This is a genomic window from Paeniglutamicibacter sp. GQ140 (assembly GCF_059759235.1).
Genome location: NZ_JCAXDW010000005.1, coordinates 308,183 through 334,823, shown reverse-complemented (window position 1 = coordinate 334,823; position 26,641 = coordinate 308,183). Strand labels below are relative to the sequence as shown.

Genomic DNA, 26,641 nt, shown 5'->3' with positions numbered 1-26,641 from the left:
ACCGAGTCGACCGGCGGTTACCTGCATCGAAGGCGCAAAGTGGCCCAAATGTGACGCGATCAGGGACTAAAGTGGCGCGAATGACACGAGGCAACGTGTGTCACACATCTTTAGGAAGGGCAGCCGTGCACGAGCGGATCCAATACTCCAAGTTCCTTGACCTTCGAATGACGGCCGAACAGGCCGCGGCCATGGTCAAGCCAGGCATGACGGTGGCAATGAGTGGCTTCACGGGCGCCGGCTACCCCAAGGCCGTCCCCGGCGCACTCGCCGCCCTCATGGAGCAGGAGCAGGCCGCCGGAAATCCGTTCAAGATCAACGTGCTCACCGGCGCCTCCACCGCCCCGGAGCTCGACGGGGTGCTGGCCCGGGCCGGGGGCATGGATCTGCGCCTGCCCTACATGTCGGATCCTGAGCTGCGCCGGCGCATCAACGCCGGCGAGATGGAATACATGGACATCCACCTCTCCCACGTGGCCCAGCACGCCTGGTTCGGCTTCTACGGCAAGATCGACCTGGCGATCATCGAGGTCGTGGGCATCAAGGAGGACGGCAGCCTGATCCCGTCCTCGTCGGTGGGCAACAACAAGACCTGGCTGGACATGGCCGACAAGGTCATCATCGAGGTCAACACCCAGCAGTCCGCCGCCATGGAGGGCATGCACGACATCTACTACGGCACCGCGCTGCCGCCGCGCCGCTTGCCCATCGAGATGACCACCGCCGACCAGCGCATCGGCGAGCCCTACCTGCGCGTGGACCCGGCCAAGATCGTTGCCGTGGTGGAAACCAACGCTCCCGACCGGCTGAGCCCCTTTGCCCCTGTCGATGCGACCAGCACGCAGATCGCCGACCACCTGCTGGACTTCCTTGACCACGAGATCCGGGCAGGCCGCCTCACCGACAAGCTCCTGCCGCTGCAATCTGGCGTGGGAAACATCGCCAACGCGGTGCTCGCCGGCCTGGCCCGCGGCGGTTACAAGGGCCTGCAGGCCTACACCGAGGTCATCCAGGACGGCATGCTGTCCCTGCTCAAGGACGGGACCCTGGGATTCGCCTCTGCGACCTCCTTCTCGCTCTCGTCCGACGGCATCGACGAGTTCAATGCGCACGTGGACTTCTACCGCGAGCGGATCCTGCTGCGCCCGCAGGAAATCTCCAACCACCCCGAGCTGGTGCGCCGGCTGGGGTGCATCGCGCTGAACGGGATGATCGAGGCCGACATCTACGGCAACGTGAACTCCACGAACGTGGTCGGCTCGCACGTCATGAACGGCATCGGCGGCTCCGGCGACTTCGCCCGCAACGGCTACCTTTCGGTGTTCATGTCCCCGTCCACCGCCAAGGGCGGAAAGATCTCCGGCATCGTGCCGATGGCCAGCCACGTCGACCACACCGAGCACGACACCATGATCCTGATTACCGAGCAGGGTCTGGCCGATTTGCGCGGGCTCTCGCCCAAGCAACGCGCCCAGGTGGTCATCGACAACTGCGCCGCACCGGAGTACCGCCCGATGCTGCAGGACTACTTCGACCGGGCAAAGGTTTCCAGCTACGGCAAGCACACCCCGCACCTGCTGGGCGAGGCACTGTCCTGGCACCAGCGCTACATCGACAACGGGGACATGCGTCCGGCCAGCTAAGGACCCGGAACCGGCAACGCCGGGAGCCCGTTTCGCACGCCTTCACGGCTTGGGCGAAGCGGGCTCCCGGCGTTTTGCCGGACCTTGACAGTCCTCGATGGATTTAGGCCGGAACTGCGCTGTCCTGGTCCGTCCCGAACTCCACCGGGCGCGCCCGGTGAATGCCGTGCGGAAGCACGGTGTTCGGCTGGGCCGGGACCAGCGGAGCCAGACCCATGCCGGTGCGGTACCAGGAGGATTCCGTGGACACCCAGATGGTCATGGGAAGCCCGGTGAAGTAGCCGGTGTATTCGCGTTCGCGCGTCCACCGCGGCGATCGCTCGTAGTAACCCCACGAGGCCTGGTTGCGGTTGTCGATCACCGTGACCGGGGTCCCGCCCATGGACAGGGCGTAGGTTAGCCGCGCCTCGGCCATGTACTGGCGGATGCCCAGGCGGCGGTAGGCGGGGTGCACGAACATGCCACCGAGCTCCATGGGGCGCGGCGCCTCGGTGGGTGCCGTGACGGCGTTGTGGACGATTCCCATGCCCACCCGGGTTCCCTCGTGCAACGCGGTGACAACGAACAAGGCATGGTCCATGCGCTCGTGCCAGCGGGCGTCGGGGTTCAGGGTGAGCGCGGACAGGGCATCGCGTTCGATGCCGGTGGGCGCGGAGTAAGACAGGGAATACTCAATGTTGGGAAGCACTGGGAGCGGTCCTCTAAGCAAAAAGAGAGCGAACAAAAGAAGTGGTTCCCGGAATTACGCCGGGCCGGTTCTTTGGCCGGTAGGGGACCGCTGCCGGCGGTTCCCGGCAGCTTCCTTGTAGGGCCCAGTTTGGGCGTCGAAGAATTCGACAGTGAAATTATTACCCGCCGAAAGCCCTGTTGTAAACACGGCTTTGGGGCGACTCGCCGTCCGCGTCGAAAGCTCCGTCGCGAGGCACTGTCCCGGACCCCGAAAATCCCCGGAATATCAAGGGTTTTGATGACATTGCAGGACCGCGGATTCACCAACAATTCACCCGTGGCTTTTGCGTCCGGGCGTGGCCCCGGCAGCGAGCGATCGGCGCTGCGGCAGCGCGGGCCTGCGTAGGCCGGAACGCGGAAACATCTCGCGCCGATTTGGCGTGCACCGAGGTGCTCGGCTAATCTTGCTAGGTACTCCCTTGGGAGTGGCAGCACGGTTCTTTAGCTCAGTTGGTTAGAGCGCTCGCTTCACACGCGAGAGGTCAGCAGTTCGAGTCTGCTAAGAACCACCAACAGAAAGGAACCCCGGATATCCGGGGGTTCCTTTCGTTGTTAGTGGCGGCTTCCGCCGCAATGGCGGGCCCCGGCCTACTTTGCGTCGAGCATCTCCAGGACCAGGGGCTTGACCTTGGTGCCGAGCAATTCAATGCTGCGCATCATGGTCTCATGCGGCAGCGAGCCGGCCGAATACTTGATGTCGGCGCGTGAGAGCCCGAGACCGCTCGCAAAGTGGGCGATCTTCCTGGCCACGGTCTCCGGGCTGCCGGCCAGCAGCGAGCCCTCGGGACCGGCCGAGGCCTCGAAGCGCATGCGGCTGGCCGGCGGCCAGCCACGCTCGGCGCCCAGCCGGTCCATGGTGGTCTTGTAGTGCGGCCACAACAGGTCAAGCGCCTCCTGGTCGCTGTCGGCAACCAATCCGTGGAAGTGCGCACCGATGCGCTGGGGCCGGTGCCCGAACTCCTCCAGCGAGCGCTTGTACAGCCGGGTCAGCGGCTCGAAGGCCATCGGCTGCCCACCGATGATGGCCAGGAACAGCGGCAGGCCGTGCCGTGCCGCGCGCACCACCGATTCGGGGCTGCCGCCAACACCAACCCAGGCATCCAGGGTGCCGTTTTCAATCGGCGGGTAGACCGCCTGGTTCCGCAGTGCGGAGCGGGTCTGGCCGGACCAGCTCACGGGCTCGCCCTTGCGCAGCTTGGCGAAGAGCGCGAGCTTCTCCTCGAAGAGCAGCTCGTAGTCGGAGAGCTCGTAGCCAAAAAGCGGGAACGACTCGATGAAGGAGCCGCGCCCCAGGATGACTTCGGCGCGGCCGTTGGACAGGCCGTCGACAGTTGCGAAGCGCTCGTAGACGCGCACCGGGTCATCTGAGCTCAACACCGTCACAGCGGAGCCCAGCTTGATCTTCTCGGTCACCGAGGCAATGGCGCCCAGGACCACCTCGGGCGCGGAGACCGAGTAGTCGTCGCGGTGGTGTTCGCCCACCCCAAAGAAATCCAGTCCCGCGGCCTCGGCGGCCCTGGCCTCGGCGACCACGTTGCGAAGGACCTGGGCTGGGTGCAGCGGCTGGCCGCTGGCGTCGTTGGTGATGTCGCCGAAGGTCTCGATGCCGATCTCAAATTGCTGGGTGTTCGGGGTGGATTCACTCATGGTTTCCCGTCGCTCTCCTGTCGAAAGTTATATGCGTTTGCATTCATTATGGCTCAACTCCGGGAATGGCGCGGATATTCCCGGGGCAGGTGCGGGCAATGTGTCCAAACAGTCAAATGTGAGTTGTGCGGTCCGTGGATCAATGCACCATAAAGCGGCGGTATGGTGGTGGAAACAAGCGCAATCGACAGGAGGAAGCGTGTCTTCAGGTAAGGGGCCGGACACCGCCGCCCCGGCATCCCCGGGCGAGGATCCCAACCCGCAGGTCTCGAGCATTCGCCGCGTCCAAGCGCGGGAAATGGTCCACATCACCCAGGCCCTGAAGGACGCTGCCGCGCACGCGCAAAACGCCCCGAAGTTCCCCGCCATCGACGCGCCCGCCGCCGGCACGCCGGTTGTCGAACCGACGCCCACGAAACCCGTCGCCAAGCAAGAAGCTAAGCCCTCGGGTCGTCCGGCCGGCAAGCGACCAAGCGGCACCAAGCCGCCCAAGGCGCCGAAACCGGCCAAGCCCGCCAAGCGGCCCCGGCCCACCACCCTGGCCCAGGACGCCATCAACGCGAAGACCGGGCAGGTAGGCATCACGTCCAGCGGCGCGCCGGCCCTGCCGCCGCGCGCCAACCCCACCGCCAAGCGCATGATCTCGCGCTGGCTGGCCTCCGACACCCCGCCCACCCAGGCGTTCAACATCGTCGAGCGGCTCAAGGGGACCCCCTATGCCAACCCGAAGGTGAACGCTGCGCAGGATGCCTCGGCGCGCAAGACCCTGGAATTCGCACTCGACCTTGCCGAAACCATGTTCCGCTACGGTGCCGGTGCCCTGGAAGTGGAAACCAGTGTCATTGCCGTGACGGCCGCCCTCGGGCTGAGCTACACGGACGTGGACATCACCAACCAGTCGATCCACCTGAACTTCGCCCCGCCGGAGGGCGAGTCGTTTTCCATGCTGCGCGTGGTGCGGTCCTGGACCAACAACTTTGCCGGACTGGCGGAGGTCCACCGGCTGGTTTCCGACATCGTCTCCGGCGGCGTGACCCGGCAGCAGTCGGTGGACAGGTTGCGGGAGATCTCGCGTCGGCCCAAGCCCTTCCCGCGCTGGATGATCGCCTCGGCCTCCGGCGCCTTTGCCGCCCTCTTCGTGATCTTCATCGGCGGATCCCTGCCCGGGGCCGTCCTGGCTTTCGTCTCATCCCTGGCGGTCGGACAGATCATCAAGCACGCCGCACGCTGGCGGGTGCCGGAGTTCTTCTCGGTTGCCACCGCGAGCTTCGCCGTCACGGCCATTGCGGTGCTCTTCCACGCCCTGAACGCGCCCATGGACCCGGCGCTGGTAGTGGCAGGCGGCATCCTGCTGCTGTTGCCCTCGGCCAGGTTTGTCTCAGCCCTGCAAGATGCGATCAACGGGTTCCCTGTCACCGCGGCCGGACGGTTCTTCTCCGCCGCGCTGACGTATGCCGCGATCCTGACCGGCATCATGACGGCATTGGTGGGAGGCGAGCTGCTCGGCGCCCCGGAACTGGACGTGCGGGTCATCGACACGATTTCCTATCCCGGCTGGCTGCTGGCGGCCCTGGTGGTGGCGGCTGTCATCATGGGCGCGATCACCGAACAATCGGAGCCCAAGCTCCTGCTGCCCACCGGCGGAATCGCCCTGCTGGGCTACCTGATCCTGCTGGGCATCCAGGCACTGGGAGTGGGCGACAGGGCCGCGCCCGCGGTCGCGGCGACCTTCGTCGGCCTGGCCGGGCGCTGGGTGGCCTACAAGATGGGGGCCCCGCAGCTGGTGCTCGCCGCCCCCGCCATCGTGTTCCTGCTGCCCGGGCTGATGATCTTCCGGTCCATGTACGGGATCGTCTTCGAGATCGACGACATGAACTCGGCCATCGTGCAGATGTTCACCGCGTTCACCATCATGATGGCGATTGCCGGGGGCGTGGTCTTCGGCGACACCATCGCCCGCCCGCTGATCGGCGCCGAGGTGCTGGCCGAGCGCCGCAACATCCGCCGCCGCTAGGCCCTGGGCACCGCCAGCGGAAGCGCCCAGTCGATGGGGGCGCCGCCGGCCGCCACCAGCAATTCGTTGGCACGGGTAAAGGGCCTGGAGCCGAAGAAACCGTGCCGCGCCGAAAGCGGTGAGGGGTGGGCGGAGGCAATGATCGGGATTGGGCCCAGCGCCGGTGCCAGCGCCTGGGCGTCCTTTCCCCACAGGATCGCCGCCAGCGGGCCCCCGCGCGCGGCCAGGGCGGACATGGCGGCGTCGGTGACTGCCTCCCAGCCCAGCTTCCGGTGCGACCCCGCGGCGCCTGCACCCACCGTCAACACCCGGTTCAGCAGCACCACGCCCTGGTCGGCCCATGCGGAGAGGTCCCCGTGGGCCGGGATCGGCGCCCCGGTGTCCTCGTGCAGCTCAAGGTAGATGTTCCTCAGGCTGCGCGGCAGCGGGCGGACCTGCGGCAGCGCGGAAAAGCTCAGCCCCATGGAATGCCCCGGCGTGGGGTAGGGGTCCTGCCCCATGATCAGCACCCGGGCCTCGGACAGCGGGCGGCTGAAGGCCCGCAGGATGTCCGGGGGCGCAGGGAGGATGCGCTCGCCGGAGGAGCGCCTGCGCTCCAGCTCCCGCGCCAGGGACACCAGGTTGCCTTCCACCGGCGCCAGCGCCTCGGCCCAGTCGGCAGCCACGTAGCCGCCCGCCACGGCCGCGGCGAGCCCGTGGCCGAAGGGGAAGGCGGTGGTGTCGGGTGTCGGCTCGGGGAGCTCGAAGAGGGGCGTTTCGCGGGTGTCCATGACATACATTGTGGGCAGATGCCCAGCCGGATGGGCAAACGGTTTGCGGGGGCGACACGTTAGAATAGTTACAGTTGGGGCAGATTGCCCGGTAGTTCGCCGTGAACCGGGGAACCGGATTGTTGAGGGAAGTGCAATGTCATCCGAGGCACTTGGGCTGGAGTTCGAGCTTGACGAATCCAGCGGTCTGGACGAGCGTTCCCAGCGGATTCTCGCGCTGGAACGCCAGTGGTGGAAGTACGCCGGAGCCAAGGAGCAAGCCATCTCGGAGCTGTTTTCCATCTCCCCGACCAACTACTACCAATTGCTGAACACGCTCATCGACACGGACGCGGCACTGGCCCATGACCCCATGCTGGTCAAGCGATTGCGTAGACTACGAACGACGAGGCATCGCGCTCGGTCGGCGAAACGGCTCGGATCCGAGGCATGATTGCAACGCACGTCTGGCGTTTCGGGGCCAGGCCGCACTTGTATTCCTGCACCCGCGCATGCCCACATTGCAAGCCACATCACCGAGGACGGGCATGACCAACTATCCGCGCGATGAATTTGATCGCGTCCCAGAGTTCAGCAACCGTAGCGGATCGCACCGCGAAAACGGCTGGGCTGCCGCCGCATCCGTGGGCGGGGCCCGATCCGGCTTGCGTTGGCTGATGGTTTTCGGGGCAATTGCCCTGGTCGTGGGACTCTTCTCCTTCATGGTCCTGCCCAAGTTCACGGGCACCCCAACCGATCCGGCATCCGTTGCCGCCAGCTCCTCGGGCGCGCAGGAGGCCACGGCGTCTTCCGAGGCAGCGGAATCGCCTTCCGAGTCCGAATCGCCGTCCGAGGCCAGCGAAACGCCTGCCGAAAGCGAATCGGCCGAGCCCACCGAAGCCAGCTCCTCCGCCGAGTCCAGCGAAAGCCCCCTGCCGGAAGACGCTGACACCTCCATGGCCATGGGCGTCTACAACGGCGCGAAGGTCGGCGGCCTTGCCGGCAAGGCGCGTACCGAGCTGCAGAACGCCGGGTTCAGCAACGTCGCGGCTTCCAACTGGACCAAGAAGGTCACCTACTCCACGGTCTACTACCGCTCAGAGACCCACCGGGCCACCGCGGAGGCCGCGGCCGCGGAATTGGACATCACCTCGGTCATGCAGAGCGCAAACATCCCGGGCAATATCGCCATCGTGCTGGGAAGCAACTTCCGCTAGGGAGCGCAGCGCCGCAATACGCTTACGGCAAAGACCCACAGCTTGCACTCCGAGTGGTTGAGTGCCAAGATTTGTATTAGCACTCGCATGCCCCGACTGCTAATTCGATCGAAGATTCGACCGACTACGTGCGGCTTCGGGGCGGTGTTTGAGTGAGTCCTTGACCAGGGCAGCGAGAAGCTTTTGCGATCGTCCCATGACATCGTGGATTCTTCGTCCGTCGCGGGCGTTGCCTCAGGTCGTAGATACGCATGAACGTCCCGAAAGGACATAAGCCGCTATGGCCAAAATCATTGCATTTGATGAGGAAGCACGCCGCGGCCTTGAGCGCGGCCTGAACATCCTGGCTGACGCCGTCAAGGTCACCCTTGGCCCGCGTGGACGCAACGTCGTCCTGGAAAAGAAGTGGGGCGCCCCCACGATCACCAACGACGGTGTCTCCATTGCCAAGGAGATCGAGCTCGAGGATCCGTACGAGAAGATCGGTGCGGAACTCGTCAAGGAAGTTGCCAAGAAGACCGACGACGTCGCAGGCGACGGCACCACCACCGCCACCGTCCTGGCACAGGCATTGGTCAAGGAAGGCCTGCGCAACGTTGCCGCCGGCGCCGACCCGCTGTCCCTGAAGCGCGGCATCGAGAAGGCCGTCGAGGCCGTCACCGTTGAGCTCCTGGCCTCCGCCAAGGAAATCGAAACCAAGGAAGAGATCGCCGCCACCGCATCGATCTCCGCCGGCGACAACGAAATCGGCGCCCTGATCGCCGAGGCACTGGACAAGGTCGGCAAGGAAGGTGTCATCACCGTCGAGGAGTCGAACACCTTCGGCCTCGAGCTTGAGCTCACCGAGGGCATGCGCTTCGACAAGGGCTACATCTCGGCCTACTTCGTCACCGACAACGAGCGCCAGGAAACGGTCCTTGAGGATCCGTACATCCTGATCGTCAACTCGAAGATCACCAACGTCAAGGACATGGTTTCGATCCTTGAGAAGGTCATGCAGTCCAACAAGCCGCTGCTGATCATCGCCGAGGACATCGAGGGCGAAGCCCTTGCCACCCTGATCGTGAACAAGATCCGTGGCCTGTTCAAGTCCGTCGCCGTCAAGGCACCGGGCTTCGGCGACCGCCGCAAGGCCATGCTGGCCGACATCGCCATCCTCACCGGTGGCCAGGTCATCTCCGAGGAAATCGGCCTGAAGCTCGAAAACGCCACCATCGACCTGCTGGGCTCCGCCCGCAAGGTCGTTGTCACCAAGGACGAGACCACCATCGTCGAGGGTGCCGGCGACGCCGAGGAGATCGCCGGTCGCGTGAACCAGATTCGCGCCGAGATCGAGAACTCCGATTCGGACTACGACCGCGAGAAGCTGCAGGAACGCCTGGCCAAGCTGGCCGGCGGCGTTGCAGTCATCAAGGCCGGTGCCGCTACCGAGGTCGAGCTCAAGGAACGCAAGCACCGCATCGAAGATGCAGTGCGCAACGCCAAGGCCGCCGTCGAGGAAGGCATCGTCGCCGGTGGCGGCGTGGCCCTCATCCAGGCCGGCGCTGCTGCATTCGCCAAGCTGGAACTCGTTGGCGACGAGGCAACCGGTGCGAACATCGTTCGCGTTGCCATCGAAGCTCCGCTGAAGCAGATCGCCTTCAACGCCGGCATGGAGCCGGGCGTTGTCGCCGACAAGGTCAAGAGCCTGCCTGCAGGTCACGGCCTGAACGCAGCCACCGGCGTGTACGAGGACCTCCTCGCCGCCGGCGTGAACGACCCGGTAAAGGTTACGCGCTCTGCCCTGCAGAACGCCGCTTCCATCGCCGGCCTGTTCCTGACCACCGAAGCCGTTGTCGCTGACAAGCCGGTTCCGGCAGGCGCAGCAGCACCGGGTGGCGACGACATGGGTGGCATGGGCGGCATGGGCGGATTCTAATCCCCCCTGCCTACCGCGCCTGCCTGCGTTAGCAGCATCTGGCTAATACCGTGAGCCGCTTTCCCGCGGTGCACCGTTCCTCCCCACGGGAGGACGGTACACCGCCCGGGAAGGCGGCTTGCCGCTTTAACAAGGAAGCGACGGGAAAACGGACGCCGCGGAAAAGCCCCGCTCCCGGTGCACGGCGCGCCGGAATAGGATGGGGCCATGCCGGAAATCCAAGAGCCGCTGGCCGGCGGGAATGCCGCGGGGGAAGTACTGCGCATCGGCATGACCGTGCGCAAGCCCTGGCTTGAAAGCACGCCCTCGGTACAGAGGTTCATGGCCCACCTCCGCGAGCAGGGTCTCACCGACGTCCCGCTGCCTTTGGGCAAGGACGCCCAGGGCCGGCAGGTTACGGAATTTGCCCCCGGGACACCGGCGCCTCATGACAGGCCCCTGCCGTTGGAGGTCCTGGAGGAGGTCGGGCGCCGGATCCGCCGGATCCACGACACCGCCGAAAGCTTCGAACGGAACCCGGACGATTCCTGGTCCACCGTGATCCCGGTTCCCCACGCGAACCTGATCTGCCACAACGACCTCGCCCCGTGGAACCTGGTTGCCGGGGAGCGCCTGGCCTTCATCGACTGGGACGGCGCGGGTCCGAGTACCCGGCTTTGGGATCTGGCCTATGCGGCACAGTCGTTTGCCTTCCTCGTCGCCGGTGAGGATCCGGGGAGGGCGGCGGCGCGACTGCGGGTGCTTGTTCTCGACGGCTACCGGGCCGACGCCGATCTGCGCGCCCGATTGCCCGGTGCCCTGGGGGAGCGCACCATGGCCATGTACGATTTCCTCCACGAGGCCCACCGCAGGGACATTCGGCCGTGGGCCGGAATGTTCGTCGACGGGCATGGCCGCCATTGGGCGGGTGCCGCGCGGTTCGTGCGGGAAAACGAACCGCTCTGGGCGTCAACGCTTGGGGGAAACGGGGCCGGGCAGCGACCGCGGACTACTGCGCCGGGGCGTCAAGTTCCCTGAGCTCGGCCGACAGGTTGGCCCGCGCCGCATCTTCCCAGAGCGCCCGCCCTCGTTCGCTGGAGAACAGGGAACCGCCGTCGAGCAGCCCGCGCAGGATGGCGGAGCGCCCGCGGGCAAAGTCGGCGTCGGGCACGTGGGCGTATTCGCGGCGGACCGCGGCGGTGTACCGCCTGTAGGCAGCGGGGGGCCGGGCCAGGACCTCCAGGTCCGCATCGCAGAGCAGGGCACCGGCAGCATCGCCGGGTTCGGGCTTGTGCGTCTTGGTGAGCAGGACGAGGCGCCTGACCTCGCCCGCCACGGGAGCGGCGATGCCGTGGCCGGGCAGGAGCGCTGTGGCCAGCGCCGCCGAATCCTCTTCATCCGTTGCCGCGCCGCGATACACGGCATCGTGGAACCACGCCGCCAGGTATACCGGCAGGTGCGCCCCTCCGGCCGCCGTCCCGCCGGTCAGGGTGTCCAGGGCCGTCAACACCGCCAGCAGGTGCGCCCGGTCGTGGTAGACGCGCTGCTCTTGGCTCCAACATTCCAGCAGCTCACGGCCCAGCTCCGGGGCACCGAGCCCCAGAGCGTCCCAGCGGGCGAGCAACACCGTGTCCAGGCGTTCGGGCCGTTCCCTGGCGCGCACCCGCAGCCCCGAGGCTATGAGCCGGCGCACCAGCTCGGTGGCGGGGAGCGGGACGGCGCCAGCCGCGACCAGATCGTCGTGGCGCTTTTGCGGCACGTCGTAGTGGTCCCGGTCGAAGGCGCGCTCGGGCAGGCCCTGGTCCCGGGCAAAGTCGTGCAATTCTTCAAGCGATGCATCGGAGACCAGATGCGAGAAGAACGTTCCGTGGGCCGGCCAGGACGGGGGATCAATGAGGATGGACACGTCCCCAGACTAATACGCGCGTGCATCGCGCCCCGGCGACTGGCCGCCCCAGGAGGTCAGTACGTGAAGAGGGACGCGTTGGCGGCCTCGGCCTCGTCGTATTGCACCGAGGCCCGGTTCAGTGCGGTTCCGATGGAGGCCAGCGACTCCTCCACCCGTGCCTGGGTGTTGCGCCAGTCGGCCACCACGGACTGGAAATTGGCCGAGGCCGCTCCTTGCCAGGTGCCCTGCAGGTCCTGCAGCGAGGAGGTCAACGAGTTCACCTCCGCCCGGACGCGCTCGATGGTGGCATGCAGGTTCATGGACCGGGCCTGCATTTCGTTGGTGTTGGCGGCAAAGGTGCTCATGATGGGCTTCACTCCCGTGCAATGGCGAATTGGCACCGGTCCGCGGGCGACAATCCCGCACAGGGCCCGGAGGGAAGCGCGCTTTGGTTGGATGCGTGCCTCCGTTTTCAGGCTAGGGCACGCACCCCGCCGCGGTCCGGGGGCCGCAACGGGGTGTGGACAACGCCAGGCGGAGGATCAGTCCTCGTCCTCGTCCGGCTCGTCCTCGGGCTTGACGTAGGGCAGGTGGATCGACAGGGTGGCCCCGCCGCCCGGGGTGTCGCTGAGCCGGATGGAACCGTCATGCTGCGCGGCGATCGCCGCGACGATGGCCAGCCCCAGCCCGGTCCCGCCGGTCTCGCGCTGCCGCGAGGAATCGGCGCGGTAGAACCGCTCGAACACCCGCCCCGCGTCCTCCTCGGAAATGCCCGGGCCGTGGTCGCGGATTTCCAGCACCGCGTCGGACCTCCCGTCGATCACGGGCTTGACGCCGACGGCGATCTCGATGTCGCTGCCCTCGGGGGTGTATCGCAGTGCGTTGGTCATCAGGTTGGCCACGACCTGCCGCAGCCTGGCCTCGTCCCCGGAAGTGGGTGCAGGCTGCGGGGCCCCGCCGTCCAGGCCGATCAGGCGGACCTTGCGGTCCACGGCATTGACCCGGGTGTCCTCGGCTGCGTCCCCGGCCAGCAGGAGCAGGTCGATGGGCTTGCGCTCCAGCGGGCGCTGCTCGTCCAGCCTCGCCAGGGTCAGCAGGTCCTCCACCAGCTGGGCCATGCGCTTGGACTCGGCCTCGATGCGCCCCATCGCGGTGCGCAGCATCTCCGGGTCGTTGAGCCCGCCCTGCCGGTAGAACTCGGAATACCCCTGGATGGTCACCAGCGGGGTGCGCAGCTCGTGGGAAGCGTCCTGGATGAAGCGGCGCATCTTGCGCTCCGAGGCCGCCCGCCCGCGGAAGGCGTGCTCGATGTGCGCCAGCATCGCGTTCAGCGAGCGCGAGAGCCGCCCGACCTCGGTTTCCGGCGGGTAGTCCTCCACGCGGCGGGAGAGGTCCCCGGCGGCAATGGCCGCCGCAGTGCGTTCGACGCGCAGCAGCGGCAGCAGCGCCCGGGTGGTGATTCCGTAGGCGATCATCGACATCAGCAACGTGGCAAGCATGCCGGTGGACATCACCAGCATCGTGGCCTTGGTGACGGTGTCCTGCACCGAGGTCATCGGCAGCGCATAGATCAAGTCGTAATCGGTGCGCGGCAGATCCACGATGCGCACCCGCCACCCGGCCGAACCGAGGTTGGTGCCGCGCACCGAGATCGAGGCGGCCGGGTCCTCCCGCATCCGCGCGATTTCCCCGGCGTCGACGGCCGGGGCATCCAGCGGCTTGTTGTCCGTGGCGGCCTTGCGCGGCATGGTGTAGAGGATCTCGCCGGACTCGTTGCGCAGGTCCCCGTAGAAGCGCGCGAGCCCGTTGGACTTGGGGTTGATCTCGGCGATGCCCGCATAGTCGTTGAGCATGGTGGCGGTGATGGTCGCGCTGTTGGACTTCAGGTCCGTGTCCAGCTGGGCGGTGAGCATCAACCGCAGCGACTGGGCCGAGCCGACGGCGGTGACCACGATCCCCACGATCATCAGGGAGCTCATGAGCGCCACGAGCTTGGTCCGCAACGACACCTGTCGCCAGAATCTGCGGGCACTTTCCACGTGGGGAACCGGCCTTTCGTCTTAGCGGCGGTCGGCGGTCCGCATGAGGTAGCCGACACCGCGCTTGGTCTGGATCAGCGAGGGCCATTCGGCTCGGGAGTCGATCTTGCGGCGCAGGTAGGAAATGTAGGACTCCACGATCGAGGCGTCCCCATTGAAGTCGTATTCCCACACGTGGTCAAGGATTTGCGCCTTGGAGAGCACCCGGTTGGGGTTCATCATCAGGTAGCGCAGCAGCTTGAACTCGGTGGGGGAGAGCTCGATGACCTCGCCGGAGCGGCGGACCTCGTGAGCGTCGTCGTCCAGTTCGAGGTCGTCCACGCGAATGATGGCGCTGTCCTCCTCGGCCGGCTGGGTGCGGCGCAGCACCGCGCGGATGCGGGCCACGACCTCGTCGAGGCTGAAGGGCTTGGTGACGTAGTCGTCCCCGCCGACGGTCAGTCCGGTGACCTTGTCCTCGGTGTCGTCGCGGGCGGTGAGGAAGAGCACCGGGAAGTGCTTGCCTGCGGCGCGCAGCCGGCGGGTGATGGTGAAACCGTCCATGTCCGGGAGCATCACGTCGAGCACGGCCAGATCGGGGGTGTCGGCTTCCACCGCGGCCAGGGCTTCGCGCCCGTTGGCCGCCGCAACCACCTCGAAGCCCGCGAAACGCAGGGAGGTGGAAAGCAATTCACGGATGTTTGGTTCGTCGTCGACGACCAGGAGCTTTGCTTCGGGGGTTTTGGCATTCATGGTTACCAGTCTGCAACCGCTATCTGTAAGAATCCTGTGTGTTTCTTGTGTGCGCAAGGGTTCCCGGCCCGGCGAACGCCCCCAAGATGCCCGGAGTCCGCAGGGCGTTACGTGGGATTCCGGGACATGTGGGCTAGCGGGAACGGCGACGTTGGCGGAAGTTCAGCACCAGGATCACCATGAGCAGGATGAATGCCAGCGGCAGTCCATAGAGCGACACGGCAATCAGCGCCGGGGCCGGGGCCAGCTGCATGGCGTACTGGACGAGAATGACGGCCAGGGCGGCGAGCGAGATGATGGCAACGCCGCCGGCCAGGAAGGTCAGGATGCGCTGGGATGCTGGGGTGTCGGCGGTGGTGTTCACCCCTTAAAACTACCGCGCACCTGCGAAACAGCCACATTGGGGCCCCGCCCCCGCGGATGGGAAGGGGCAAAGCCGCTGATGTCGTACCCTAGAAGATATAGACTTCCCCGGACGCATGAGCCCGCCCGCAAGCCCCCATCGGGGGACGGGCTGCGTGGTTTCGCGCCGGGAGATCGCCAGAAATGGGAACGCGGAACTTTCTTGACCCCCGTCGTTGCCCCATTGAGACGCAAGAACGAGGTAGTTAGACGTGCCAACCGGCAAAGTGAAATGGTACGAACCCTCCAAGGGGTTCGGGTTCCTGGTAACCGACGAAGGCCAGGAAGTGTATCTGAACGCCTCGGCGCTGCCCGCGGGCACGACCGAGCTGCGTGCAGGTACCCGCATGGAATTCGGCGTCGCCGAGGGCCGCAAGGGAGCACAAGCCCTGAGCGTGCGCATCATTGATGACGCGCCCTCCGTGGCCCGTGCCAAGCGCAAGCCGGCCGAGGACACCGCAGTGCTGATCGAGGACCTCATCAAGGTGCTCGACTCGGTCTCCAACGGACTGCGCAGGGGCCGTTACCCGGAAAAAGCCCAGGGTGCCAAGGTCGCAGCTGTGCTGCGCGCCGTAGCCGACGATTTGGATGCCTGATCACATGGCCCGCAAAGCAATACTCGACACGACACTGGCAAAGGCCGTTGAGCCCGCACGCAAGGCGCTGCTGGAAATCACGGACGACGCCAGCATTGGTGAATACATCGATGCCGTCAACGACGGCGAACGCCTGGTGACCCACCGCTTCGAGGCGCTGCTCCCCGGCTACGAGGGCTGGAGCTGGTTTGCCACGCTGACCCGTGTCCCGCGCGCCCAGGCCAAGGACCTGACGGTGTGCGAGGTCGGGATCCTTCCCGGCGAAGACGCGCTTCTGGCGCCGGCCTGGGTGCCGTGGGCCGAGAGGGTTCGCCCGGAGGAGATGGACGCCGAGCGCCGCGCCGCCGAGGAAGCCGCGGCCGCGGCCGAAGGCACTGGTGTCGATGCCGAGGCCGAGGCCCACGGGGAGCCCAACCCGGCCGCCGCGGACGGAGAGACCCCGGAAGGCGAACGGGAGTCGGCGGCAGCGGTGGACGAAGCCGCCGCGGACGTGGCGGCCGTCGAGTCGGATGCCGACACCAAGTAGATGAATAAGCAACCAGGGGATTAGTCGCCTGGAGCGCCTCAGGTAGCGGGCGGCGGTCACCAGATCGCCGCCCGTTTCCTTTGCCGTATCGCCGGCAGCCCCGGCCGAAAAAGAGGGCGCCGACCTGACGCGGGATCATTCCCGCGTCAGGTCGGCGCCCTCTATGTTCCCGGAGGAAGCTAGCTGTTCTTCAGTACGTACTCGATGCACTTGAGCAGGGCGGAGACGTCGTCGGGCTCAATGGCCACGAAGGTCGCCACGCGCAGCTGGTTGCGGCCGAGCTTGCGGTACGGCTCCACATCCACCACGCCGTTGGCGCGCAGTGTCTTGGCCACCGCCGCGGCATCGATCGAATCGTCGAAGTCGATGGTGGCGATGACGTTGGAACGTTCCTCGGGGGCGGCGACGTAGGGGGTCGCCACATCGGAGGCCTCGGCCCAGTCGTAGATGCGGGAAGCGGAGTCGGCCGTGCGGGCGGCGGCGAACTTCAGGCCGCCGTTGCCGTTGAGCCACTGCACCTGGGCATTGAGCGAGACCAGGGTGGAGAGTGCCGGGGTGTTGTAGGTCTGGTTCAGGCGCGAGTTGTCGATCGCCGTCTTCAGGTTCAGGAAGTCGGGGATCCAACGGCCGGAAGCGGCGATCTCCTCTGCCCGGGCGATGGCCGCGGGGGAGAAGAGAGCAATCCACAGGCCGCCGTCGGAGGCGAAGTTCTTCTGCGGGGCGAAGTAGTAAACATCGGCCTGCGAGACGTCGACGTCCAGGCCGCCGGCGGCGGACGTTGCGTCAATGAGGACCAGTGATCCCTCGTCGGCCCCTTCGACGCGGTGCACCGGTGCTGCGACGCCCGTGGAGGTCTCGTTTTGGGGCCAAGCGTATACATCCACGCCGGTTTCGGCCACGGGGACGGGACGGGTCCCTGGCTCGGAGACGATGATCGTGGACGGTTCCAGGAACGGGGCCTTGTTGGTCGCGGCGGCGAATTTCGAACCGAACTCGCCGAAGGACAGGTGCTGGGCCTTGTTGCGGACCAGGCCGAAGGCGGCGATGTCCCAGAAGGCGGTGGAGCCGCCCACGCCCAGGACCACTTCGTAGTCGGAGGGGGCGTTGAAGAAGGTCTTGAGTCCCTCTTGGATGTCGCGAACCAGGTTCTTCACCGGGGCCTGGCGGTGGGATGTTCCCAGGAGCTGCGTGCCCGCGTCGAGGAGTGCCTGTACCTGTTCGGGGCGGACCTTGGAGGGTCCTGCGCCGAATCGGCCGTCCACGGGCAAAAGGTCTTGGGGAATAGTCACGCCGGTGCTCATGTTGCTCCTCATAAGGGGGTTTTACGCTTTGGACACTTCCGCTGCCGCAATCCGATGCGCATTGAGGGTGCCCAGTGCTTCAATAATCCCGCACCGGAGGGCCCAATGTGTAATAGCGAGACGCCAATGTGAACGCGGGTAGAGTGGAAAGCGTAGTGAACTCTTGTAACAATCAACCCATGCGGGAGCTGCAAACGTGTCAGATTTGATCGATACCACCGAAATGTACCTGCGTACCATTCTGGAACTCCAGGAGGAGGGCATCGTTGCCCTGCGCGCACGTATTGCCGAACGACTTGGGCATTCCGGGCCCACGGTTTCGCAAACGGTGGCCCGCATGGAACGCGACGGCCTGGTCGTGGTGACCACCGACCGCCACCTTGAACTGACCGAGCATGGCGCCGACGTTGCCACCGGCGTGATGCGCAAGCACCGCCTGGCCGAGCGCCTGCTGGCCGATGTCATCGGCCTGGAATGGGAGTACGTCCACGAGGAAGCCTGCCGCTGGGAGCACGTGATGAGCGAGCGCGTGGAGCAGCGGCTGTACAAGCTGCTCGGTGCGCCCGAGTCCTCGCCCTATGGAAACCCGATCCCCGGACTGGAGACCCTGGGCGGTCCGGGACTGGCGGAAATCTCGGTAGGTGTCCAAAGTCTCGATTCGGCCCTTGTCGACGGAAACCTCGGCCCGGTCCGGGTGGAGCGCCTTGCCGAAACCATCCAGGTCGAACCCGAGCTGCTGGTGCAACTCGATGAGGGCGGCATCCGCCCGGGGGCCCTAGTCACCCTCGAACGGGCCGGCGATTACGTGGTCGTTCGGGTGCAGGGGATCGAGGGCGCGCTGGAGCTTCCGACCGAAGTCAGCGCCCATGTGTTTGTCCGCCGCATGGATTGATAACGGAATTGTAACTTTGGCATAAATCCCGGTAGTGTCTTACGTTGGGTTGCACTTAGGTAATCCAGTCCCGATCCGATTCGCATAACCCTACCGGCGGATCGCGGAGTCAGAATTCCCGGTAGGGGCGGAGGACCCAATCAACCGTTCCTGGTCTTCGACCATGGATCTTGGGGTGAAGCTGAGTCCGCCTTGGTGGGCTCTGCCGAGTTGATCTCATGACTCGAATCCGACAGCTAACTTCGCAGGCGATATATGAGAGGTTGACATTTGACTCAGCAGCACACTGCCGGTCGCCGACGTGCGTCCGGTCCCGTTGATGCTTCGCCTGCTGAAGGCTCAATAGAGCAGATCGTGGACACCGCCCTGAGCGGTGAAACTACTTCCCGACGTGCCGGTCGACGCGCCCTGAGCGTGGTCCCGGATTCCGTTGAGGCCCAGGATGCCACGCAGTACACCGGCCGCCGCTTTGCGGCCGGCCTGCGTTACGGCGCATCCCCGGACGCGGCAGCCATTGCCGCAACCGAAATTCCCGTCGCCCTGGCTGCGCCCGCCGCACCGATTGCCGCTCCGGCCGAAGCCGACGAGCTGGATGACGTCCTGAAGCTCGCGCCCCGGCCGCAACGCCCCCGCATCGGGTTCACGCACAAGCTTGCCGCAGTCGCCGCAGTGTCCGGCCTTGCATTCGCTGCCGCCTCACCCGCGAAGGATGCCGAGACGGCAACCGCGGGCACCGAGCGCGTCGCCCAGTCCGTCGTGGTTGACGTCAAGGCCCCGGCCGACGATCAGGTGAAAATCGAGCGAGCCTCGCTGACCAGTGAATTCACCGAGGAAGACAAGCTGGCAACAATCATGACCGCTGCCGGTGGAGATGTCACCAAGATCGCTGCCGGCGGGGTCTTGGCCCAGCCGGTGGACAACATTCGCCTGACCTCGCGCTTCGGATTCCGCAAGAATCCAACGGGCCCGGGCTTCATGAACCACAATGGCCTGGACTACGCCGTGCCGATGGGCACCCCGATCAAGGCCAGCGCCGCCGGCACCGTGGTGCAGGCCGCCTGGGCCGGACACTCCGGTTTCCGCGTGGAGATCGACCACGGCAACGGCTTGCACACCAGCTACAACCACAACTCGGCCCTGAAGGTCTCAGTGGGACAAAAGGTCAAGCGCGGCGATGTCGTCTCCCTGAGTGGCAGCACGGGCAATTCAACGGGCCCCCACCTGCACCTTGAGGTCATCGTCAACGGCAAGTGGGTCAACCCCGAGGGCTGGTTATAACGGCAATTGTCACCGTTCCGTGATCAGAACGTGACTTTTGGATTCGCTTCATATATTCTAAGTAAGTGATCAGGGAACAACCCTGCTCACCGCCGCGGGAAGTGCCGAGCACTGCCAGCCCACGGTGTCCGTTCAAAACTCGTTTGGCAGTGGCGGGGGACCCACTTTCGGTTTCCACACCAGGAAGCCTTGGGGTTAAGTGGTTCGGCCTGGCGGCCGGATTGCCGAGTGACTCCCACTCGAACCCGACAGCTCACCTCGCAGGCATCAGGAGAGGCATTACTACGTGACTACACGTCAAGCATTGGGCCGCCACCGCGCGACCCCGGTTCGGACCAACCCACTCGAATCCATCTCGAAGGCTGTTGCCTCGAATGCTGGATCCGTTGGCCGCCAGGCAGCAGTCATTGCAGCCGCATCCGGCCTGGTACTGACTTTGGGCGTTCCGGCCCAGGGCGATGTTTCCCGCGAAGCAAGCGCGGTTCCCGTTGAAGGCCTCTCCGCAGAGCGCGTAGCCGTCAAGGCCGTTTCGGTCTCGGCTTCCAAGGCCAAGGACCTGAACATCGAGCGCGCGGCGTTCACCTCCAAGCCAGCACCGGCTCCGGTCGTCATCGCCGTGGCCAATGAGGTCTCGACTCGCTCCAACAACACCGCCCCGGAGACCCGTTCCAGCAACAGCTCGGACGCCTTCGCACCGGTCACGCGCTCGAACCGCGATAGCGCTCCGGCGGCCTCGGCCCCGAAGCCCAAGAGCGAATCGATGAACACCGCCAACCTCTCGGGCATCGCGGCTACAGCGGCCAAGTACGTCGGCGTCCCCTACGTATGGGGCGGCAACACCCCGTCGGGCTGGGATTGCTCCGGCTTCGTCAAGTATGTCTACGCACAGCACGGCATCAACATCGCCCGCGGCACCTCGGCAATCCGCGCCTCCGGCCAGTTCGTGCGCACCAGCTCCCCGAAGCCGGGCGACCTGGTCTTCCAGAACGGTGGCGGCCACGTCGGCATCTACCTCGGTGGCGGCAAGATGATCGGTGCACAGAACCCGACCGTCGACACCATGCTCCACGACGTCTCCCGCAACCCCCTCTACGGTTACTACACCCTCAAGGGCTAAGTTCAAGCGTTCCAAGGCCCCCGGGTGATCCGCAAGGATCGAGCGGGGGCCTTGTTGTTTAAAACGGCAATCCCGATGGAGCAATACCCCGGATGGGTATATGGTTGGTGATGTGAAAATGTTGCAATCAGGCTCCGCATCGTGGTCAGGGCGACCTTGGGTTCGCTCGCTCCTGCTGTGCATATTCTTTCTGGGCCTGTTTTCCATGCACGTCCTGGGCGCGGCCTGGGGCTCCGCTTCCGGACACGAAGGTCGCGACGGGAGTCATTCAAGTGGCACTCACGTCACAGTCTCCGTCGATCCCGGTGCGGGCCCCGAAAGTCTGACCACGATCCAGGCCCCGGGGCACATCGAAGTGGTGGGGCTTGGCGAATGCACCGTCGCCGGGGCGTGTGCCTTGTGTCTGTTGCTGGCCTTCAGGCTCGCCCGGCCCGTACCGGGAGCCAAGGTGTCTCGCGCCTGGCCCCTGAGCCGGTTCCTCGGGGTGCTCCCGCGGATGGACTATATCCCCGCCGGCCCCTCGCCATTGCGGCTCGGCATCAGCCGAAGATGAGAGGTCCGGACGCACCGGACCAGATTTCTCATCCATACGCAAGGAAAAGCCGTTGAAGAATACCAAGACCACATTGTCGATTTCCGCTGCCTTCCTGGCAGGATCCGTACTGCTGGCTGGCTGCGCGACTGCCGGAACGGAGCACACCGGCACGGATCACGCGGCGGGGACGGAAGCCTCCCGGCAGGCGCCTGTCGAGGCGCACAACAGCGCCGACACGATGTTCGCGCAAATGATGATCCCGCACCACGAACAGGCGGTGGAGATGAGCGAGATCATGCTGGACAAGGCCTCAGTGAGCCCGGAACTTGCCAAGCTGGCCACCCAGATCAAGGATGCGCAGGCACCGGAAATCTCGTTGATGGAATCCTGGTTGACTGCTTGGGGAGAATCCCGAACCGTGGACCATGGCATGGCGATGGACGGAATGCTCGGCGAGGCGGAGCTCGACTCGCTTAAGTCCGCCCGCGGAGGCCAGTCAGAGGAACTCTTCCTTCAGCAAATGATCGAGCACCACCTGGGAGCTACAAAAATGGCCGAAGAGGCCCTGGCCTCCGGCAAGAACTCGAAGGTCCTCGACCTGTCGCGCGCGATCATCACCACACAGAACGCCGAGATCAGCCACATGCGCGAAATGCTGAAGAAGTAGGCGGGAGCCACGGCCGTGAAGTTGCTCCCCATTAACAAATCCATGATCCTGCCGCTGTCGCTGTTAGGGGCATTGGTGCTGGGCGGCTGCGCAGTCGCGCCACAATCCCAGGGCGCAACCGCCGGCAACAGCCTCAACCCGGCGGCCGCGCCGGGCGAGGCGGCCGTCACGGTCGAGGGTTATCCCCGCGCCCATGTCCACGGCATTGCAGCCATCGGTGACAACAAGGTCCTTCTTGCCACCCATGAGGGACTGTATGACGTGTCGGTCAGCCCGGCCAGGCGCATCGGTCCCCTCGTCGACTGGATGGGATTCAGCCTCGGAGCCAACGAATTCTATGCCTCCGGACACCCCGGCCCGGGAACCGACCTGGAAAATCCGTTGGGACTGATGCGGTCCACCGATGGCGGCGAGACCTGGGACACCCTCTCGCGCTCCGGGATCTCGGACTTCCACGCGCTCACGGTGTCCAGGAATGCCATCATCGGTTTTGACGGAGCGTTGCGCTCCACCGCGGACGGCAAAAACTGGCAGGATCGCGACCCCCGGATCCGGCCGGCAACCCTGGCTGCAGACCCGAGCGGGACCACCGTGCTGGCAACCACCGAACAGGGCATCTGGCGTTCCACCGACGACGGGCAGTCCTTCTCCGAGCCGAACCCCGGCGCGCCCGTGCTGCAGTACGTGGCGTTGGCCGGGCAGACAGCCGTGGGCTTCACCCCGGACAACGTCGCGTGGACCAGCACCGACGGTGGAGTGAACTGGAGCGAGGGCGCACGGGCCGCGGGGATGGTTGACGCGGTCGCGCTGGGCAGAGGAGGAAAAGACATCTGGGTCTCAAGTTCCGCCGGTGTCGAGTATTCGACCAACGCCGCCAAGGGTTTCACGGTTCACTTTACGTCCGGCCGGTGACCTATGTTCCTCTGGCGCGGGGCCCGACCCCGCGCAGGAGGGCGGGGCCGGGCATCCTTCGCCCGCCACATGTGCAGGTGGTGTACGGCGGGAAAAATTATGGTGGCAATTTCAACTGGTTTACACCAAAAACGCGCAAAACGGCGGTTTCTTGTTTTAGGCTAGGGCTCAGGAGCCAAAGCCGAGTGCCGCGTGCGCCACCGTGAGGGATTTCCGTCGTGGACGGGTCCCTCTGTTGCGCCGGGTCAGGATCTAAGGATGCGCGCATGCGAACCCTAGTACTGAATGCAGGATTTGAACCGCTGGCGGTCATCACCTTCCGCCGGGCACTTCTCCTTGTCCTCACCGGCAAGGCCACCGTCCTTGCCGATGACGACCGCGACCCGGTCGTCGGAGTGAACCAGGTGATGCCCCGGCCCACGGTGATCCTGCTGAATCGGTACATTCGTCTTCCCTACCGCAACTCCATCAACGTCTCACGCCGCGGGGTGCTGCGCCGCGACGGACACCGCTGCGGCTATTGCGGGCGCAGCGCCAACACGATCGACCACATCATGCCGCGGAGCCGCGGCGGGGAGGATTCGTGGGAGAATCTAGTAGCGGCATGCCAGGGCTGCAACAGCGCCAAGGGAGACCGGACGCTTGCACAGCTGGGCTGGAAGCTGCGGTTCGCCCCGAGCCGACCGCGAGGCGCCCAATGGTTCATCACCGAACTTGAGCGCCCCGCAGAAGCCTGGAGTCCTTTCTTACGGAGTGCAGCATGAAATTCGATGCGATCATCGTGGCCGGCGGCCGCGGATCCCGCCTGGGCGGGGTCAGCAAACCCCTTTTGGAGCACCGCGGCGAGACGCTGCTCGAACATTCCCTGAATGCCGTCCGCGACGCCCAGGCGATCGCGGTGGTCGGCGCCCACGCGTTGGCCGAAGCCGTCACCCGGTACATGGATACCGCACCGGATTTCCAGCGCGTGGTCATCACCCGCGAATACCCCACCTTTGCGGGTCCCGCGGCGGCGGTCGCCGCCGGGCGGGCCGCCCTGGACGACGGCCCCGACGACGAGAACGCCCAGCGCCAGAATCAGGCCTCCGAGCTGACCTTGGTGCTGGCCTCTGACCTGTTGGACCCCGGTCCGGTCGTGGTCGCGCTGCTTGCCGCCACCGAGAACCCCGCCGCGGGCATCGAGGCATGGGTGCCGCAGGATGCCTCCGGCGTGCTCCAGACGCTTTCCTGCGCCATTCTCACCCCTTCGCTCCGCCGAGCGATCGACCTGGCCGCCGAGCCCCGCGGAAGTCTCGAAAATGCATCAATGATGCGTCTGCTTGCTACAGTGCAGATGGAGCGCCTGAAGCTTCCCGACGCGGACTTCAGCGACATCGACACGCCCGGGGATGCCGGGCGGCACGGGATAGCGGTGGCCAACGGCCACTAACAAGGAGATTGCACAATGCCTGCAGCGGAACTCGAGGAATGGGTCAGGGAACTTTTGGCGGCCTTTGAACTCACCGACACCCAGGTCGACATCGACCAGGTGCTTTCGCTTGCAGGGGTTGCGGCACACACCATCGTTCGTCCTGCTGCACCGCTGACCACCTACCTGGCCGGCTACGCGGCCGGCCTTGCCGTCGGCAGCGCCCGGTCGGGCGAAAAGCCCGCCATGGACGCGGCCGATTCGCTTGCCCGCGCGGTCCTTGCCGCGCGCACGCCCTCCTCCGACAACGCCTAGCAAAGACACCGTGGAAGACCACCAGTGGGCGGCCGCGCGCGAGGACGCACACGCGCTGGGTGCCCGGATTGCAGGCGCCCCCGAATCAGTTCCCCTGCACCAGGCCGGCGGGCGCATCCTGGCCGCCGACCTCGTAACCGCATACCCGATGCCGCATTGCGCCACCTCCGCCATGGACGGCTATGCGGTCAACGGGCCCGGGCCATGGAGGCTGCTCAAGGCGCTGGCAGCCAACCCCGGCGCCGGGGACAACACGGCGCTGTCCGCAGGCGAGGCCACCGCCGTGGTCACCGGCTCCCTGATCCCCGAGGGCGCCACCTCCATCCTGCGCGTCGAACACTCGACGCTTGAGGGCGCCACACTCACCAGCGACAGGACGCTGCGCGCGGGTGCCGACATCCGGCCCTCCGGAACCGAGGCCGTCGCGGGCGAACTTCTGGCGGCCGCCGGCACCCTGCTGCGCGCCGGCGTCATCGCCACCGCGGCGGTGGCCGGTCACGACGAACTGTTGGTGGCGGCCGTCCCGGCCGTCCACCTGGTGTTCACCGGGGACGAGGTCATCACCTCCGGGCACCCGGGTCCGGGCCAGGTCCGTGACGGATTCTCCCCGGTGCTGCCCCAGGTCGTCGCAGCCCTTGGGGGCAGTGTTGCAAGCAGCTCCCGCATCGGAGACACCCTTGCAGCCACGGTTGCCGCCATTGACGGCGACGAGGCCCGGGCGGCCGCCCTGGTGGTGACCACCGGAGGCACCGGGTTCTCCGACCGCGACTTCGTGCGGGCGGCGGTGCGGTCCATCGGCGGGGAGGAAATCATCTCCTCGGTGGCCATGCGTCCCGGCCACCCGTCAATGGTTGCCCTCCTGCCCGGAAACCGCCTGCTGGTGGCGCTGCCCGGGAACCCGTTGGCGGCGCTCATGGCCGTGGCAACGCTCGTTGACCCGATCCTGCGCGGGGCGTGCGGCAGCGAATTGGCCACACTGGGTTCGGCGTCCTCGGCCACCGACTTCGCCGTGCTGCCGGGACGGACTCGCCTGGTCCCGGCCCGCTGGGTCCCGGCCTCCGGCGCGCGCGGCCCCGATTTGCTGGCACCGGCGGAGCACGTGGCACCGGCCATGCTGCGCGGCTTGGCCGCTGCCGATGCCATCCTGGTGGTCGGTCCGGGCGGCGTCGCTGCCGGCGACCCCGTGCCCTATCTTCGGTTACCTTGGTAGGTGTGCGGTCGCGGCACCGAGCAAGGTGCGGAACGCGGCCATCGCAAGGAAAGGCAATGAGGACATGGGACGGAAAATAACCCGCAGGCGCATCGTCCGCGCAACGCTGGACGGCGCACGGATCGCCCGCGAGGAAAAACTCGCGGTCGAGGAACCGCTGGAAATCCGCTTCAACGGGACATCCTTCACCACTTCCATGCGCACCCCCGGCGACGACTTCGACATGGTTGCAGGTTTCCTGCTCGCCGAGGGAATCATCAGCCGCACCGAGCACCTGGTTTCCATGCGTTATTGCGCCGGCACCGACGAGGAGGGAAACCAGACCTTCAACGTCATCGACGTGCAGGTCGGCTTCGGTGCCCAGGCTCCGGACCTTTCCGCGGCACGAAACGTGGTCACCTCCTCGGCCTGCGGGATCTGCGGCACCAACTCCATCGACGAGGTCTCCAAGAAATCCTCCTATCCGCTGGACCCCGCCCGGGGCCACCTGGACGTGAAGGTGCTGTTGGGCCTGCCCGACACCCTGCGTGAGGCCCAGAACCTTTTCAGCGCCACCGGGGGAGTGCATGCGGCCGGCCTGTTCACCACCGCGGGGGAGCTGCTAGTGCTGCGTGAGGACGTGGGACGGCACAACGCGGTGGACAAGGTCATCGGGGCCGGGCTGCGCGAGCAAAAATTACCGCTTCATGACACCATCCTGCAGGTCTCCGGGCGCGCATCCTTCGAGCTGGTGCAAAAGGCCGCGATGGCCGGGATTCCGGTGCTGTCTGCCGTCAGTGCACCGTCTTCGCTGGCAGTGGAACTGGCCGATGAAACCGGGTTGACGCTTGCGGCTTTCTCCCGGGGTAGTACGGTGAACTTGTATACGCATGCCGACAGGGTGAAGACCGGCTCCTAGACCGAATCGGGCTCCCGGATTTCCGGCAC

The 26,641-nt window shown here is 66.0% G+C and carries 27 protein-coding genes, 1 tRNA gene and 2 riboswitches; of the genes, 19 read left to right on the top strand and 9 right to left on the bottom strand.

The window, feature by feature from the left end:
* Window positions 1-125: 125 nt before the first annotated feature.
* Window positions 126-1,643: a succinyl-CoA:acetate CoA-transferase ScpC gene (gene scpC / locus AC6CHY_RS09940; RefSeq protein WP_498226604.1), complete on the top strand. Its 1,518-nt coding sequence runs from the start codon at window positions 126-128 to the stop codon at window positions 1,641-1,643.
* A gap of 103 nt (window positions 1,644-1,746) precedes the next feature.
* On the opposite strand, the gene AC6CHY_RS09935 is transcribed toward scpC, so the two are convergent.
* On the bottom strand, window positions 1,747-2,331 hold the full coding sequence (locus AC6CHY_RS09935; RefSeq protein ID WP_498226603.1) for a GNAT family N-acetyltransferase: 585 nt from the start codon (window positions 2,329-2,331) through the stop codon (window positions 1,747-1,749).
* 476 nt (window positions 2,332-2,807) lie between these two features.
* Between AC6CHY_RS09935 and AC6CHY_RS09930 the strand changes: the two genes are divergently transcribed.
* Window positions 2,808-2,884: transfer RNA gene (locus AC6CHY_RS09930), tRNA-Val, on the top strand.
* 76 nt (window positions 2,885-2,960) lie between these two features.
* On the opposite strand, the gene AC6CHY_RS09925 is transcribed toward AC6CHY_RS09930, so the two are convergent.
* Window positions 2,961-4,019 carry an LLM class flavin-dependent oxidoreductase gene (locus AC6CHY_RS09925; RefSeq protein WP_498226602.1) on the bottom strand — a complete coding sequence of 353 codons (1,059 nt, stop codon included), beginning with the start codon at window positions 4,017-4,019 and terminating at the stop codon, window positions 2,961-2,963.
* A gap of 199 nt (window positions 4,020-4,218) precedes the next feature.
* Here AC6CHY_RS09925 and AC6CHY_RS09920 point away from each other — a divergent pair, with 199 nt between their 5' ends.
* Complete coding sequence (locus tag AC6CHY_RS09920) at window positions 4,219-6,033, top strand: threonine/serine exporter family protein (protein WP_217388339.1); 1,815 nt, start codon at window positions 4,219-4,221, stop codon at window positions 6,031-6,033.
* On the opposite strand, the gene AC6CHY_RS09915 is transcribed toward AC6CHY_RS09920, so the two are convergent.
* Entirely contained in the window at window positions 6,030-6,803 is a 774-nt protein-coding gene (locus tag AC6CHY_RS09915; RefSeq protein WP_498226601.1) for a uracil-DNA glycosylase, read from the bottom strand. The two genes, AC6CHY_RS09920 and AC6CHY_RS09915, sit on opposite strands and share 4 nt — an antisense overlap.
* A gap of 136 nt (window positions 6,804-6,939) precedes the next feature.
* Here AC6CHY_RS09915 and AC6CHY_RS09910 point away from each other — a divergent pair, with 136 nt between their 5' ends.
* The 4 genes from AC6CHY_RS09910 (at window position 6,940) to AC6CHY_RS09895 (ending at window position 10,934) form a co-directional block, all read left to right on the top strand.
* Window positions 6,940-7,236: a DUF3263 domain-containing protein gene (locus AC6CHY_RS09910; RefSeq protein ID WP_217388341.1), complete on the top strand. Its 297-nt coding sequence runs from the start codon at window positions 6,940-6,942 to the stop codon at window positions 7,234-7,236.
* A gap of 94 nt (window positions 7,237-7,330) precedes the next feature.
* A complete protein-coding gene (locus AC6CHY_RS09905; protein ID WP_498226600.1) occupies window positions 7,331-7,999 on the top strand; it encodes a LytR C-terminal domain-containing protein in 669 nt (222 codons plus the stop codon).
* Between the two features lie 280 nt (window positions 8,000-8,279).
* Window positions 8,280-9,917 (top strand): chaperonin GroEL, encoded by a 1,638-nt coding sequence (gene groL, locus AC6CHY_RS09900; RefSeq protein WP_217388343.1) that lies wholly within the window; start codon window positions 8,280-8,282, stop codon window positions 9,915-9,917.
* Between the two features lie 207 nt (window positions 9,918-10,124).
* Window positions 10,125-10,934 carry a phosphotransferase gene (locus AC6CHY_RS09895; protein WP_217388344.1) on the top strand — a complete coding sequence of 270 codons (810 nt, stop codon included), beginning with the start codon at window positions 10,125-10,127 and terminating at the stop codon, window positions 10,932-10,934.
* Here AC6CHY_RS09895 and AC6CHY_RS09890 read toward each other — a convergent pair.
* The 5 genes from AC6CHY_RS09890 to AC6CHY_RS09870 form a co-directional block, all read right to left on the bottom strand.
* The gene (locus AC6CHY_RS09890) at window positions 10,906-11,802 is read right to left on the bottom strand and encodes a DUF4031 domain-containing protein (protein WP_217388345.1); all 897 of its coding nucleotides are present in this window, start codon (window positions 11,800-11,802) and stop codon (window positions 10,906-10,908) included. The two genes, AC6CHY_RS09895 and AC6CHY_RS09890, sit on opposite strands and share 29 nt — an antisense overlap.
* A 56-nt stretch (window positions 11,803-11,858) precedes the next feature.
* Entirely contained in the window at window positions 11,859-12,149 is a 291-nt protein-coding gene (locus tag AC6CHY_RS09885) for a WXG100 family type VII secretion target (protein WP_217388346.1), read from the bottom strand.
* Window positions 12,150-12,326: 177 nt separating this feature from the next.
* Window positions 12,327-13,763: a sensor histidine kinase gene (locus AC6CHY_RS09880; protein WP_254455984.1), complete on the bottom strand. Its 1,437-nt coding sequence runs from the start codon at window positions 13,761-13,763 to the stop codon at window positions 12,327-12,329.
* Between the two features lie 81 nt (window positions 13,764-13,844).
* On the bottom strand, window positions 13,845-14,555 hold the full coding sequence (locus AC6CHY_RS09875; protein WP_217388348.1) for a response regulator transcription factor: 711 nt from the start codon (window positions 14,553-14,555) through the stop codon (window positions 13,845-13,847).
* A gap of 133 nt (window positions 14,556-14,688) precedes the next feature.
* Entirely contained in the window at window positions 14,689-14,919 is a 231-nt protein-coding gene (locus tag AC6CHY_RS09870; RefSeq protein WP_217388349.1) for a hypothetical protein, read from the bottom strand.
* A gap of 250 nt (window positions 14,920-15,169) precedes the next feature.
* Between AC6CHY_RS09870 and AC6CHY_RS09865 the strand changes: the two genes are divergently transcribed.
* Together AC6CHY_RS09865 and AC6CHY_RS09860 are read left to right on the top strand one after the other, a co-directional pair.
* Window positions 15,170-15,553 (top strand): cold-shock protein, encoded by a 384-nt coding sequence (locus tag AC6CHY_RS09865; protein ID WP_217388350.1) that lies wholly within the window; start codon window positions 15,170-15,172, stop codon window positions 15,551-15,553.
* A gap of 4 nt (window positions 15,554-15,557) precedes the next feature.
* Entirely contained in the window at window positions 15,558-16,079 is a 522-nt protein-coding gene (locus tag AC6CHY_RS09860) for a DUF3027 domain-containing protein (RefSeq protein ID WP_498226599.1), read from the top strand.
* Window positions 16,080-16,258: 179 nt separating this feature from the next.
* Here AC6CHY_RS09860 and serC read toward each other — a convergent pair whose 3' ends face one another.
* The gene (gene serC, locus AC6CHY_RS09855) at window positions 16,259-17,380 is read right to left on the bottom strand and encodes a phosphoserine transaminase (RefSeq protein WP_498226598.1); all 1,122 of its coding nucleotides are present in this window, start codon (window positions 17,378-17,380) and stop codon (window positions 16,259-16,261) included.
* Window positions 17,381-17,576: 196 nt separating this feature from the next.
* Between serC and AC6CHY_RS09850 the strand changes: the two genes are divergently transcribed.
* From AC6CHY_RS09850 to fdhD, 10 genes are all read left to right on the top strand, one after another.
* The gene (locus AC6CHY_RS09850; protein WP_217388353.1) at window positions 17,577-18,272 is read left to right on the top strand and encodes an iron-dependent transcriptional repressor DtxR; all 696 of its coding nucleotides are present in this window, start codon (window positions 17,577-17,579) and stop codon (window positions 18,270-18,272) included.
* 92 nt (window positions 18,273-18,364) lie between these two features.
* Window positions 18,365-18,539: riboswitch (cyclic di-AMP (ydaO/yuaA leader) on the top strand.
* Between the two features lie 87 nt (window positions 18,540-18,626).
* Complete coding sequence (locus tag AC6CHY_RS09845) at window positions 18,627-19,550, top strand: M23 family metallopeptidase (RefSeq protein WP_336245056.1); 924 nt, start codon at window positions 18,627-18,629, stop codon at window positions 19,548-19,550.
* A 119-nt stretch (window positions 19,551-19,669) separates the two neighbouring features.
* Window positions 19,670-19,831, top strand: a riboswitch (cyclic di-AMP (ydaO/yuaA leader).
* A gap of 5 nt (window positions 19,832-19,836) precedes the next feature.
* On the top strand, window positions 19,837-20,667 hold the full coding sequence (locus AC6CHY_RS09840; protein ID WP_217388354.1) for a C40 family peptidase: 831 nt from the start codon (window positions 19,837-19,839) through the stop codon (window positions 20,665-20,667).
* Window positions 20,668-21,272: 605 nt separating this feature from the next.
* Window positions 21,273-21,869 (top strand): DUF305 domain-containing protein, encoded by a 597-nt coding sequence (locus tag AC6CHY_RS09835; RefSeq protein ID WP_254455951.1) that lies wholly within the window; start codon window positions 21,273-21,275, stop codon window positions 21,867-21,869.
* Window positions 21,870-21,884: 15 nt separating this feature from the next.
* A complete protein-coding gene (locus AC6CHY_RS09830) occupies window positions 21,885-22,781 on the top strand; it encodes a F510_1955 family glycosylhydrolase (protein ID WP_217388355.1) in 897 nt (298 codons plus the stop codon).
* A gap of 266 nt (window positions 22,782-23,047) precedes the next feature.
* Window positions 23,048-23,545 (top strand): HNH endonuclease, encoded by a 498-nt coding sequence (locus AC6CHY_RS09825; protein ID WP_217388356.1) that lies wholly within the window; start codon window positions 23,048-23,050, stop codon window positions 23,543-23,545.
* Window positions 23,542-24,210, top strand: a complete 669-nt coding sequence (mobA, locus tag AC6CHY_RS09820; RefSeq protein ID WP_217388357.1) for a molybdenum cofactor guanylyltransferase — start codon at window positions 23,542-23,544, stop codon at window positions 24,208-24,210. The genes AC6CHY_RS09825 and mobA overlap by 4 nt, the downstream gene beginning before the upstream one ends.
* Window positions 24,211-24,225: 15 nt before the next feature.
* Window positions 24,226-24,504, top strand: coding sequence for a DUF6457 domain-containing protein (locus AC6CHY_RS09815; RefSeq protein WP_217388358.1), 279 nt, complete (start codon window positions 24,226-24,228; stop codon window positions 24,502-24,504).
* Window positions 24,505-24,514: 10 nt separating this feature from the next.
* Window positions 24,515-25,714 (top strand): molybdopterin molybdotransferase MoeA, encoded by a 1,200-nt coding sequence (locus tag AC6CHY_RS09810; protein ID WP_217388359.1) that lies wholly within the window; start codon window positions 24,515-24,517, stop codon window positions 25,712-25,714.
* A 64-nt stretch (window positions 25,715-25,778) separates the two neighbouring features.
* Window positions 25,779-26,612 carry a formate dehydrogenase accessory sulfurtransferase FdhD gene (gene fdhD, locus AC6CHY_RS09805; protein ID WP_498226597.1) on the top strand — a complete coding sequence of 278 codons (834 nt, stop codon included), beginning with the start codon at window positions 25,779-25,781 and terminating at the stop codon, window positions 26,610-26,612.
* Window positions 26,613-26,641 lie beyond the last annotated feature (29 nt).

Excerpts from the sequence above, each read along its gene's own strand:
- AC6CHY_RS09925 (WP_498226602.1), bottom strand. The coding sequence starts at position 4,019 with ATGAGTGAATCCACCCCGAACACCCAGCAATTTGAGATCGGCATCGAG.
- AC6CHY_RS09915 (WP_498226601.1), bottom strand. The coding sequence starts at position 6,803 with ATGGACACCCGCGAAACGCCCCTCTTCGAGCTCCCCGAGCCGACACCC.
- AC6CHY_RS09910 (WP_217388341.1), top strand. The coding sequence starts at position 6,940 with ATGTCATCCGAGGCACTTGGGCTGGAGTTCGAGCTTGACGAATCCAGC.
- AC6CHY_RS09905 (WP_498226600.1), top strand. The coding sequence starts at position 7,331 with ATGACCAACTATCCGCGCGATGAATTTGATCGCGTCCCAGAGTTCAGC.
- groL (WP_217388343.1), top strand. The coding sequence starts at position 8,280 with ATGGCCAAAATCATTGCATTTGATGAGGAAGCACGCCGCGGCCTTGAG.
- AC6CHY_RS09895 (WP_217388344.1), top strand. The coding sequence starts at position 10,125 with ATGCCGGAAATCCAAGAGCCGCTGGCCGGCGGGAATGCCGCGGGGGAA.
- AC6CHY_RS09885 (WP_217388346.1), bottom strand. The coding sequence starts at position 12,149 with ATGAGCACCTTTGCCGCCAACACCAACGAAATGCAGGCCCGGTCCATG.
- AC6CHY_RS09880 (WP_254455984.1), bottom strand. The coding sequence starts at position 13,763 with ATGAGCTCCCTGATGATCGTGGGGATCGTGGTCACCGCCGTCGGCTCG.
- AC6CHY_RS09875 (WP_217388348.1), bottom strand. The coding sequence starts at position 14,555 with ATGAATGCCAAAACCCCCGAAGCAAAGCTCCTGGTCGTCGACGACGAA.
- AC6CHY_RS09860 (WP_498226599.1), top strand. The coding sequence starts at position 15,558 with ATGGCCCGCAAAGCAATACTCGACACGACACTGGCAAAGGCCGTTGAG.
- serC (WP_498226598.1), bottom strand. The coding sequence starts at position 17,380 with ATGAGCACCGGCGTGACTATTCCCCAAGACCTTTTGCCCGTGGACGGC.
- AC6CHY_RS09825 (WP_217388356.1), top strand. The coding sequence starts at position 23,048 with ATGCGAACCCTAGTACTGAATGCAGGATTTGAACCGCTGGCGGTCATC.
- mobA (WP_217388357.1), top strand. The coding sequence starts at position 23,542 with ATGAAATTCGATGCGATCATCGTGGCCGGCGGCCGCGGATCCCGCCTG.
- AC6CHY_RS09815 (WP_217388358.1), top strand. The coding sequence starts at position 24,226 with ATGCCTGCAGCGGAACTCGAGGAATGGGTCAGGGAACTTTTGGCGGCC.
- fdhD (WP_498226597.1), top strand. The coding sequence starts at position 25,779 with ATGGGACGGAAAATAACCCGCAGGCGCATCGTCCGCGCAACGCTGGAC.